Origin of the sequence: Lactococcus sp. S64, assembly GCF_016516525.1 — a bacterium.
GTDB lineage: Bacteria > Bacillota > Bacilli > Lactobacillales > Streptococcaceae > Lactococcus > Lactococcus lactis.
Window position 1 is genome coordinate 1 of record NZ_JACVUQ010000020.1, and the last position, 11,528, is coordinate 11,528.

Here is an 11,528-nt window from a genome sequence, read left to right on the forward strand (position 1 = left end):
CTGAATCTACTTCTGATAGTGAATTTATACCGGATAGTGATTCAGGAAATAATAGTGGTAATCATACTAATAATTCTAATTCCGGTACTGGATCAGGTTACCTTCCTAAAACAGGGGTGGAAGACGGCCCATTAGTCGGAGTTGGTGGAATGCTTACTGTATTGGGTATGTTAGCAGCAATCGCCGCAAAGAAGAGAAAAAGCAAAAAGATAAATTAAAGAAATAGTAAATTATTTTTATTCAACTATTAGTCAGTCAGTAGTAACAACTTTTGGAGTATAGTTCGTTTTATAAATAAAAAGAAGCTAAATCTAGAAATAAACGAAATAAAAAAACCGAGAAATAATATCTTCTCGGTTTTTTATTACTATAATCTAATTTGTGGTAGGTTCTGCTATAATTGTATATTTTGATAAAGCTTTTCTAATAATCGAGTTAAATCATGCCACTCCCCATCTGATAATCCAGATTTATTAATCAAAATTTGTGGAAGATCAGAGACTTTCTCTCTTAGTGTTCTTCCAAAATTCGTAATAGTGAGTAAAACAATTCGTTCATCATCTTTACTCCGTTCTCTTTTCACTAGTCCATATTCCTCCATCCTTTTAAGCATTGGTGTTAAAGTATTGCTAGCTAAATCAAGTTCCTTTCCTATTCTTTTAATAGATATTTTTCCCAAGTCATATAGACTTACTAAAACTAAATATTGAGGATATGTTAAATGATGTTTTTCTAATGCAGGAATATAAAGCCTTTGAATTGCACGTGAAGTGGTATAAAGAGAAAAGCAAAGATGCTCACTTAAGGGCGTTAAATTATTGTTTGAAGTCATTTTAATCCTCCGACTTATTTATGTTTAGTATAAACTAAATACTCAAACTGCTCAAGTTTAAATACTTGACGATTTAATCGTGAACGATTATAATGGGTTTATAAACATAAAGGAGAAATTAATAATGACAAAACGAATTTCATTAGAAAAAGAAGCGATTACTTTTAGCGATGCAAATGCAGCACATCCTCGTATCTATGAGTTACCACCTAAAGATGGCCGTGAATTACTTGAAAAGGTACAAGAGTCCCCTGTCAATAAATATAATGTTGATATTGAAGATAAACTGATGGATACAGGTGAATATGGACAAATTAATGTAAGATTTATTCGTCCCTCTGGCAACTACACAAAACTACCTGTAATATTTTATATTCATGGCGCAGGGTGGGTATTTGGTAACTCTAAAACGCATGATAAATTGGTAAGGGAACTTTCGGTAAGAACTAATTCTATAGTTGTTTTTCCAGAATATAGTTTGTCACCTGAAGCAAAATATCCAACTGCTATTGAACAAAATTATTCTATTCTTCAACAATTATCTGATATTTCAGAAAGTGAAGGACTTGACACTAGTCGTTTAACTGTAGCTGGCGATTCCGTCGGTGGTAATATGGCAACAGTCATGACTATTATGACAAAGAAACGGAATGGATTACCTATTAATCAACAATTGTTGTATTATCCCGTCACTGATTCAAATTTTGAAACAGAGTCATATAATGATTTTGCCGAAGGCTATTATTTGACAAAAGAAGGAATGCAATGGTTTTGGAATCAGTATACAACGAATGAGAAAGAACGGGCACAAATTACCGCTGCTCCTCTAAAAGCTACCATTGACGATCTTAAAGATTTACCTTCAGCAATGATCTTAAATGGAGAGGCGGATGTTCTACGTGATGAAGGTGAAGCATATGCAAGAAAATTACGTGATGCTGGTGTAGAAGTTACACAAGTTCGTTTCCAAGGTATGATTCATGACTTTGTTATGATTAATAGTTTAGACCAAACCAAGGCTGCTCGAGCCGCTATGGTACTATCTACTGAATGGATTAATAGAAAAAATAATATATAAATATCCACTATAATGAAACAAGAATTCGAGTATAGGATATTATTCTTAGTTTTCTTTATAAAACAAGTAGAATTAAAAAGAAATATAGAGGTTAATATTTGTCGCTATAGAATTGTAAAAATGGATAAAGCCAATATTTAAGTGGTAAAAAAGTTAGGAATGACTGAATATTTACAATTATATGAACTAAAAAGACTTATAATTTACCATAACATATATCAAAAATCTATACTTTTTAGACAGGAAAACATTTTCTTGTCTTTTTATTTTCTACCTTTTTTATAATAAAAAATTTATCCATAAACAACTTCACTTAGTGCTTTATAAAAAGTAATGTACATCTCTGTAATATTATATTGATCATTTGAGTAAATCAAATAAACCCTGGCTAATTTAATTATTAGCCAGTTGTCCTCACACTCACAAATCATAGTATGAGAGCAGTAATATGTTATATACTAACCATAGATACTACTCCTGAAGCTCTTGGTAGATGATTTTGTATTAAATTCAAAATGGTATTTTATTATATGAAAAGATCTTTCATGTTTTAAGATTTTATATCCCTATGATTAACTCACTAGTTATGAATTTGAATTATTTTTAGTTTATTATAAATTGAAGGTTTATAGTCTTTTCGTTCTTAATGTTGTTATATCTGTCACTGTTTATGTTTTTTGCTTTTTTTTATATCTTTATATTTAATATATGACTTAGAGACAATAGATATAAACATTGCCGTTATGCCTAATCCAATTAAAGAATATACGATAGTAAATATTTTCCCAATTGCAGTAACGGGATAAAAATCTCCATAACCTATTGTTGTTAATGTAATAAAGCTCAAATATAAGGCGTCTAAAATACTCAGTTTCTCTATAGTTGAATAAAAACCAGTTCCAATTGCTAATATGGTCGTCATTAATACTAGAAGAGACCTAGTATCCTCCTCTTTCAATATATATCTAAAAGAATCTATTAGTTTTCTAGTTGATAATAATAGAGATAGCATTTAAAATTCCTCATATTCAATGTTAATGTTGTACTTGTTGCTTTATTTCAATTTTTATGAATTAAAATAATTTTTATATATCAATACTTATAAGTATACGCACATTGTTCAAATCCTTCTAAGTCGTTTTCAGAAATATGATATTTTAAGAAATTTAATTTTTTAGTCTTCATGACTTACTCACATAATATGCATGTTTGTGATATGTTTTTTCTAAAGTTTGAGCAAGTGTTTTAGTTTCTTTATCTATTACTCGTAAAGCGCCATCTAGCTCGACAATTAAGATGTTTTCATAGTTATATTTAGTTGACATTACTTTTGCTTTAGCTCCATTAGATAAAATAATTTCTTCTTGTATTTCCATTTGAGTACCTATTAATAAAAAATATATTCTGCAAGAGGCATGTAGTTTTCATACCAATTTATTCGCGTTAATAGCAATTCTATAAATTTTGATGTTTTATTTAAGCATCAATTATTGCTATATTATTTACTTTACTGTCTATTCTGATCAAATTTGTTCCCACATATTACCCTGGGAATCTCGCAATCTAAAAAATGAGTCCCCCCTAATTGGAACAGTAACGATATCAAAAGGAGAAGTGTCACTCATAATTATACAAATTAGCTTAACTAGAAAGATCATTAATACATATATCTATTCAGAGGTAGTTCTCATACTTACTCTAACAAAAAATAATAGTCCCTTTCTAATTAAAGTGGTTATTAAAAAATTTTTTTGAGAGTAATTTTATTGGGGAAGCAGGAGCTATTCTTGTTAAGTTTTATAACTACACTCCATTAATAACATTTCTTCGTTCTTTATCTATTAGTTTTTTATATAGGAATATTTAAACTTCCAAAAATATGCAATATCTATACTTATCATCAAGTTAAGCATGTTCAAAAGTTATTTACCAATCAAAATTCAAAATTTTGTAATAAAATAATAGTTATGAATAACAAACAAGCAATAGGGTCTAAAACTTACAACTAAAATTAATTACTTATTTCTTAGAGACTGCATGAATGAATTTGTTTAAGAAGTTAAAATGGAATAGAGTTTGATATTTATATTGTTAGAGTGTACGAAAATATGGATTTTTTGATATAAATATAAAAAATGAAATCATTATTGAAATCAAACACTTGGTTTATTTTTCCGAAAAAGTATAGTTTTCTTGAAATATGATTGTCTTTTATTTTAAAGATATCTCCATAGTGACACAGCTTTCTGATGTAGTATTGCCTTAGAAAGCTGGTACAATCTTCGTATCAGTTATCGCTCCAATAGTGGTTGAAGTTAATCCTTGGGCTAGTCAAGAAATGGTTAAAAAATAGACATAAGCGCCTTTAATCCACTATTCATCCCCTGGTCCGAGGATGTTTTTTGATAGTAATTGATAGTAAAAAACCGAGGAAATTTACCAGCCCTCGATCTAAATTGCGAATAAACACTCACAACAATCTTCGTTAACCAGATTATATCTTTTATTTATTTGATGTATCAACCTAATTAGTTCACTTCTACCAATGTTATTTTTCTTCTTCTATCTTATCAATACAGGTTGCCCATTCACGATTGGGACTTTAGATATAGCTATTTATCTATATCTGACCTCATTTAGTTATCACTGTTGCATTACTAATAGGAATAGTTCCTACAGGTGATGTATCATTAATATTAGTAACATCAATAATATTCATAATAAACTCTGTACCATAAGTTGCTTCATAGTTTGAAACTCCCCATTTACGTAAAACGTAATTCCCATTGCTTCCAAAAACGGCCTGGTAGTTTTTTCCATCAGCCCAATCTTTAGGTTTTTTTTGGTAATTTGTCCAGAAATCACTAGCAGCATTTTCATAATTGAGAGCATATCTCTGGTTTGTAGATGAAAAATATCGGTAAGGTATTAGGCCAGTAATTTTACTAGTTAAATCACTCGTTCCGGTTGCCACACCTGTTTTTAGAAGCCATTCAACCTGGTATGTTTTCCCAGCTGGAACATTAATATCTTGTGGTGGTACATTCCATTCTTTAGTTGTACTAGTAGTTTCTGCATTTGTATGACTAAAATCATATCTAACTTCCATCGACATAGACCCTGACAATAACGGAAAAGTCATTTTTGCTGAAGTTGTAATTGAACTTCCTGTGGAATGAGATGTGGTAGTTGTAACTTCATCTTTACTCTCATATCGGAAAGATGGAGTTTTCATGACTTGTAAGTCGGAGGTGGAATTTGAAAGAACGGACTTATTTGCTGCAAGAGCAACTCCATCTCTAAGCCTCATATCATCATTAATCCGTACTAATGGTTGATCTTTAAAATCAACAGGTTCAGCTTGATTTGGATTTTGAAATGTAGTTTGATCTAATGAAAATTCTCCAGCACTAAACATATTATAACTCCAGGCTTTTGAAAGTTCTTGAGCTTCTTCCATTAATTTTTTTGTATCCGGGTCTATCCTTTCTCTATTGTTTTGTACAGTAGGACGGTCTGTTTCAATCTTAATTGTTGATTTATCTCCAATTTTTGTATCGGCTTGTGCTATACGAAAATTTTCACTTTCTAACAAAATGAGAGAGAGTGCAAGGCATGAGTAGACCATTGTTTTTTTCATTTAATTCTCCTTCTTATGTCAATTATATATAACTTACAAGAAAAGTTGAGGATTAGTAAAAGATTAACCCAATAATAAAAATCTCTATACTCAATATTTTACTTGTAATTTTTAATATAATCAACACGATATTTACTTTCTCCCTCTCAATAAATGATTTGTAAAAAAGTAATTCTCATTTAATTATAATTTTTTAAAATTTTTTAAAAATGTATGTTTCTGTTATTTTTAGCTGTTTCTATATCTATCTATTTTAAGAAAGTAAAAATTCTGAAGACAAAAGTATATTTATTTCAACGATAAATATCATTTAAACGACTCGATTAGTACATTTTTAAAATATAATAATTCCATCATTTTGCATGTAAAAGATTAACTGGTCACAAAGTAATCTAATACTGTTATCAAATTTACTATATTTTATATTATATTAGTTAATCAACTTATATTTATCACTGATAATCATAAACACCTACTGATCAATTATGAGACTGGAGATTATTTTTTTACAGTCACTTTTTTTGATTCGGTATTAATTCAGAGTTTTTATAATAAATGTGACAGTTATTATAATATTTTAATCTACTCAAAATAATATAATTTTATTTCGCAAGAAGTTAAATAAGAATTTCACTAAACCTCAATAGAGGTCAATTTATTAGTTTATAGAAATATTTGAGATTTCAAATTTTAATATTATTCATTATAAATCAATTGAAACACTTCCTTTTTTGAAAATAAGATATGTGAACAAAGAATAACTTCTAGCTACTTTGCTAGAAGTTATTTATTGCTATACTAATCTATTATGATTGAATTATTTTTATTAAAATGACGTTATTTACAATAGTATCAAGATAAGAAGAAATGCTCTTCGAGCATTTAAAAAAGTCCTTTATAAAGGACTTTTTCTGATTTTTAAAGATATGTAAGAGGGTTAATAGAAGTATCTCCGTCTCCCCCAGCACCGATACGAAAACCAGGTTCTCCGTAAACCTCAATTAAATCTTTATTTAGTTTAAGAACAGCTGGCGACAATTCTTTACCACGTTCAGTTAAACCTTTCAGAGACAAATTTAAAGCGTTAATCCCATCTTGAAATTTGGTATCAAATTGAATTGATTCAATACTTCGCTTTAAATATACTCTCTCTTTGTAAGTTGCACTCGAATTTTCTTTATTTAATTCTATCATTCGAGTTAAAAATTTATTTTGTCTGTCCGTTAACATTTCAATTCCTCTTATCTCGCAAAAATATAATAAATAATTATAATCCCACCTAAAATAAGAGAAACCCAAATTGAAGACTTTTGATAATTTTGTCTTCCTTTTTGCACTGAAGCTAATTTTTCAGCGTATATATCTGTAGATTGGGGTTCTCCATATATAGATTTTAAATCTTCGAAAAGTAGCTTTGAACCAATCGTCAAACCATTAGCTTGTAATTTACCTTTGTCAAGTGCTTTGAAAGCTCGACATAAAGTGTTAATGGTTTTTTTAAAGTCACTCCCTTTATCAAGGGAATCTGCTGCCAACAACAAATATTTTTTCTCTTCAGATGTCGTTTGATTACTTCTAGATAAAGTTAAAATTCTCTTATAAAAATTAAGTTGTCTATCCGTCATACTAATTATCTATGCTTTCTAAATATTTTTTTCCAGAAATGGTATCTTCTTGTATTTTAAAAGATTTTCTCACTTCAGAGTCAATTTGTAAAGCACTTTCTAAACCTAAAACACCATCAAAGAAAACTTCTTTATTATCAGCTGGAGCATTTTCTCCAAAATCTCCACCGTATAAATCATCTCGTTGGTCAGCACCAAAATTATAAGTTTTGAATTCATCAAGCCAACCACCACCACTTTGAAAAAGAAGTGTATTTGTAGTTTCGTTCACCTTATAAACAGCAGTATAAGTTGTTCCGCCGTACTCATAATGAATTGTGATAATTTTTATTACATCATTACCATGTACTTCAGGAGTTTTAACAGCTTTATTCCATTCATTTTCTCCATATTTTATAAATTTTTGAAAGTCCTCAAAATTTTCACTAAATTCTTTTTTCTTACTTTCAGAAAATAAATTCCAAACTGCTTGAAGAGACATTCCGGTCGCCTCAGCTAATTTTTTCAATTGCTCAAACGTTTCTTGGTTTTCTTTTGAGACATTGCCTTCTAACAGGTCTTTGAGGGTGATTTCATCATCTTTTTTAGAGATTAACGAATCACTGACATCTTTGCCGGTCAGTTTTTTATACCAGCTCATATCTTGATTCTTATTGAATGTGAAATTCCCCTTGGAATCAAACGAACCTTGTTTTAAGGCTTTAGCTCCCTGCAAAGCTTGTTTGAAGTCTTGCAAACTATGTTCAAATAAGGAACTGGTTTGACTTTCGACTTCTTCTAAGATTTGTTTCTTCTCTTCCAGTTCTCGAATTTCTTGGTCATAATGATTCACGACACTTTCCAAGCCTTTACCCTCAAAGATGAGGTTTTCAGTCGCTGTCTTTGAAACAGCGGTATTTAAAGCCTGCATGAAAATATTGATATGGTTCTCTGTTAGGGCTTTTTGCTGACGCTTGAGATTAAGCAAACGTTCAAACTCGGCTTTATCATAGACTGCGTCTGGATAGCGGTCAAAAGCTTTAATACTATTTTTGTAGGTCGTCAATTCTGATTGAATTGAAGTTGTGGCGCTTTTAAGTTCAGACAAAGTCGGCACAACGATTTGTTTGAAAAGCGTGTTTGCTGCATGATAAGCTTTCCCTGATAGTCCTGAGGAGGGATTATCGAGTTGAGAAGTCAGATGATTTACTCCCTCTTGTAAATCATTGATAATTTCTTCGGCACTTGAAACATTAGCCGTTAAAGCAGAAACAAGACTTTCTCCGTCTGCTTTCGTATATTTTAATCCCATGGCAAAGCATTCCTTTCTTTTTGAGTTTCTTCTATTTCGTTTTGAAGCTGAATGGCCTCATTACGAAAGTCTTGTTCCATTTGTTCTAATTGACTTCTTGAAAAACCTAAAATTGCACGTCGAACCTCTCGCCAAGAGGAAGCATTCCAACCGAGAGAACGACCACTTTGCTCAATATGATAATAAAGTTCTTCTTCTTCACGATAAAGCCGATTCATTTCGTCTTGATAATGTTCAATTTGACGTGTGTAGCTCTGTTTTTCTTGATTCAATTCATCAAGCTGACTTTCTTTATGAGCGATTAGACGATTTAATTCTAACCGTTTATCCGCATTTTTATCTCTTGCCATTAGAATCCCCAACTTTGGCCGTCTAACTGGTCACGACTTTCAATCATTTCTGCCAAACCTTTGATTTTTTTAGACTGACCTTGAATCGAGTGCACTAACTCATTCAAATCTTTAAGCAAGTCATTATTCAACTGTTTTGCAGAACTCATGCATTTTAAGGTACTTCCTGAGATTTCAACTTGTTGGCCTTCATGTGAAAAAGTTGACCCTTGTAATTTTGATATCGCATTTTCCGCAACAGCAGTACTTGAACTAATTTTTGAACTTCCCATATCTCCTCTTTCTTTAAAACAAAAAGTAGCCATTCAGGCTGCTTCCCTTTAGAACCCAAAGCTTTGAGCGTCTTGTGCGTCACGTTCGGCTACTGTGTCCGCATATTTGTTTAATTGTTGATTAATGCTTTCAAGCAATTCTTCAAACTTACGAACGTTTTGTTCCAATTGATTGTATTGTTCCAAATAAGCTTGAAAGGCTTGACCTTTCCATTCTTCCGCAATCGTGCTATTCATAGAATTAACACGTTGAATCGCTTGTTCAATTTGCTCTTTGGATTGAAGATATACTTGAGACTGGCTTTTGAGTTCTTCGGGAGTGGCAGAAATTTGTGACATATTTTTAATCCTTTTGTATTTTGACACATTCATTGTACTTATTTTTTATCTTTCTGTCAAATTACCAAAGCACTCTTCTTCTTTACTCCCTCCTTTGCTTAGGTCGCTCCGCTTGTACACCTTGATACAAATTTGTGACATTCCTGCTTTAAGGACTGGCGCAGGCAAGCCTTTGCGGATACCTTATCTTGCGAATCCTCTGATTGAGTACGCTACTTAGAGTTTCTCTAGCCTTTAGATAGATTTTTCACGTGAATTGACTTTCGCTCTATACAACGGTTTAACAGCTTTGATTTCCACGTGAAACAAACAAAAAAAGGACATTTTAGTCCTTTTTACTTCTCTTATTTCTTTGAGTTCACAACTTTTTTGACTTAACCACGCGGGTTTATGCCCATTGTACACCCCCTGTACCCCGTGTTACTCGATGGGGTACAGGGGGCAAAATCTAATCTCTTTCCCTTTCGTACTCCTTATGTCATTTAACGCTGTTCAAACACTGATAAAGTAAAGGGTTTTGCCTCAACTCGCTTCATTTCGCTTACGCTCATTCGCTCATCACTCGGCAATCCCCTAACATGTATCTATTGTTTAATCAGCGATGACTTCAGTCATCACATTAGGGCAGAGATTGATTTTGCATGCTTTGAGGTTTCTAGAGGTGACACAACCTAGATCCTTGATACGACTAAGATTATTAGACTTGTATCACCTTTACACCCCCTCATTAGCTTTTCGGGGTGTTCGTGCATTCCCAACGCTCACTCCTTACGCTTTGCGAGGAGCTATGCTTACGGTCATGCACGAGAAATAACTGTTTCTTGATAATTCTATTATAAAACTTTTAACACACCATGGCAAGCCCTTAAATCCCCTTATGAGACATTTTAGAGCTTCAACCTATAATCTCTGCTGGAAAAAGAAGTAAATTTGCTTAAAACCCAAAATATGAGCTTTTAAGCCTATCGCAGATTTTTATATCACTTTTATAAACTTACGGTACACCTCTTTTTTCTCATCTCACCCTCATTTTGAATAAATTATATCAATTCTCGGAAAGAGCATAAGGGAATCTGATATCACTATGTGATTTAAGTCGCAGTGCAACTTGATTTAGCGTGTCTAAACAAGATTATAAAATTCCGTAGAAGTTCCGTAATCCTTAACCCTTGCTATTCCAACATTCCGTAATTATTCCGAACTCTTTTTTGATAAATTGGTCTTATTTTAGAACACAAAAAAACAGGATAGTAGGGCTAACCTGTTTTTTCTTAGCTGGACGAATTACGACACATCCAAACTTCATTACACCTTTTTTATTATCGTAAAACCAAATCCTTTTGTCAAGATTTTATATGTGATTCACTTTTTCGTTTTCAACTTCAGCAAATAAAAGTGAATCATAATTTTTTCTTTTGCGAGCAGAGCAACATGTCCTCCAGTTGCGATTTTTTAATAAAATTACTAAAATAAAATTTGGCCCTTTTATTAATCTTTGGGAAATTTCCCAATCACTTTTTTCTGCAGGTGTGTACACACTTGCTATGCCCGCGAGAGCAAAGCGATCAATCAAAAAATAACAAGTCAATCACTCATTCGTTTATTTTTTAGGTGCCTGTTGAACCGCAATAACAAATTTTTTAACGGTTATCTTTCGACCTGATTTACTAAAAAAGTTCGTCTGTCTTAAAATAAAAAACTCCAATCACTTGAACAATTTCTTCGCCATTTGCAGTATCAACTAAAGCAAAATCTTCTTTATGAATCTCCAAATCATTTAGTGATTCAGGAACTTTCCAAAACAATTTTCCTGCATTTTTCAAGGACTGCCCTTTAATTATTTTCATCTTTAGGTGCCTTGTTTTTTCAATTTAGCTAGCTTATTTTCAACTTGCTTTTTAGAAACACCTATTTCTTCAGCAAACTCTAAAATCGTTTTTTTATTCATAGACTATCTCACATAATAATTTTGACGTTCATGATTCCAAAGCACAGAAATAACTTCTCCGTCAGAAATCGGACTTTCTTCATCTCCAAGATTAATTAAATTACCGTTTCTCTGTAACTTTCTAAATGCAGAACCAATAGACGGTGCCTTATC

At 31.8% G+C, this 11,528-nt stretch carries 13 protein-coding genes; 2 read left to right on the top strand and 11 right to left on the bottom strand.

What is annotated here, in order from left to right; all coding sequences use genetic code 11:
• The coding region (locus tag IAE51_RS11685; RefSeq protein ID WP_200095605.1) for an LPXTG cell wall anchor domain-containing protein at positions 1-218 on the top strand (218 nt) is incomplete at its 5' end.
• Between the two features lie 176 nt (positions 219-394).
• On the opposite strand, the gene IAE51_RS11690 is transcribed toward IAE51_RS11685, so the two are convergent.
• The gene (locus IAE51_RS11690; protein WP_200095606.1) at positions 395-832 is read right to left on the bottom strand and encodes a MarR family winged helix-turn-helix transcriptional regulator; all 438 of its coding nucleotides are present in this window, start codon (positions 830-832) and stop codon (positions 395-397) included.
• Positions 833-956: 124 nt separating this feature from the next.
• Here IAE51_RS11690 and IAE51_RS11695 point away from each other — a divergent pair, with 124 nt between their 5' ends.
• A complete protein-coding gene (locus tag IAE51_RS11695; RefSeq protein WP_200095607.1) occupies positions 957-1,910 on the top strand; it encodes an alpha/beta hydrolase in 954 nt (317 codons plus the stop codon).
• A gap of 661 nt (positions 1,911-2,571) precedes the next feature.
• On the opposite strand, the gene IAE51_RS11700 is transcribed toward IAE51_RS11695, so the two are convergent.
• From IAE51_RS11700 to IAE51_RS11745, 10 genes are all read right to left on the bottom strand, one after another.
• On the bottom strand, positions 2,572-2,922 hold the full coding sequence (locus IAE51_RS11700) for a potassium channel family protein (protein ID WP_200095608.1): 351 nt from the start codon (positions 2,920-2,922) through the stop codon (positions 2,572-2,574).
• 169 nt (positions 2,923-3,091) lie between these two features.
• Complete coding sequence (locus tag IAE51_RS11705; protein ID WP_200095609.1) at positions 3,092-3,286, bottom strand: hypothetical protein; 195 nt, start codon at positions 3,284-3,286, stop codon at positions 3,092-3,094.
• 1,256 nt (positions 3,287-4,542) lie between these two features.
• Complete coding sequence (locus IAE51_RS11710; protein ID WP_200095610.1) at positions 4,543-5,538, bottom strand: ETX/MTX2 family pore-forming toxin; 996 nt, start codon at positions 5,536-5,538, stop codon at positions 4,543-4,545.
• A gap of 930 nt (positions 5,539-6,468) precedes the next feature.
• A complete protein-coding gene (locus tag IAE51_RS11715; RefSeq protein ID WP_200095611.1) occupies positions 6,469-6,780 on the bottom strand; it encodes a hypothetical protein in 312 nt (103 codons plus the stop codon).
• Between the two features lie 11 nt (positions 6,781-6,791).
• On the bottom strand, positions 6,792-7,175 hold the full coding sequence (locus tag IAE51_RS11720) for a hypothetical protein (RefSeq protein WP_200095612.1): 384 nt from the start codon (positions 7,173-7,175) through the stop codon (positions 6,792-6,794).
• A gap of 1 nt (position 7,176) precedes the next feature.
• Complete coding sequence (locus IAE51_RS11725) at positions 7,177-8,466, bottom strand: hypothetical protein (protein ID WP_200095613.1); 1,290 nt, start codon at positions 8,464-8,466, stop codon at positions 7,177-7,179.
• Positions 8,457-8,816, bottom strand: a complete 360-nt coding sequence (locus IAE51_RS11730) for a hypothetical protein (protein WP_200095614.1) — start codon at positions 8,814-8,816, stop codon at positions 8,457-8,459. The genes IAE51_RS11725 and IAE51_RS11730 overlap by 10 nt, the downstream gene beginning before the upstream one ends.
• Positions 8,816-9,121 carry a hypothetical protein gene (locus IAE51_RS11735; RefSeq protein WP_200095615.1) on the bottom strand — a complete coding sequence of 102 codons (306 nt, stop codon included), beginning with the start codon at positions 9,119-9,121 and terminating at the stop codon, positions 8,816-8,818. The genes IAE51_RS11730 and IAE51_RS11735 overlap by 1 nt, the downstream gene beginning before the upstream one ends.
• A gap of 15 nt (positions 9,122-9,136) precedes the next feature.
• Entirely contained in the window at positions 9,137-9,427 is a 291-nt protein-coding gene (locus IAE51_RS11740) for a WXG100 family type VII secretion target (protein WP_200095616.1), read from the bottom strand.
• Positions 9,428-11,094: 1,667 nt separating this feature from the next.
• Positions 11,095-11,274: a hypothetical protein gene (locus IAE51_RS11745; RefSeq protein WP_200095617.1), complete on the bottom strand. Its 180-nt coding sequence runs from the start codon at positions 11,272-11,274 to the stop codon at positions 11,095-11,097.
• Between the last annotated feature and the right edge of the window lie 254 nt (positions 11,275-11,528).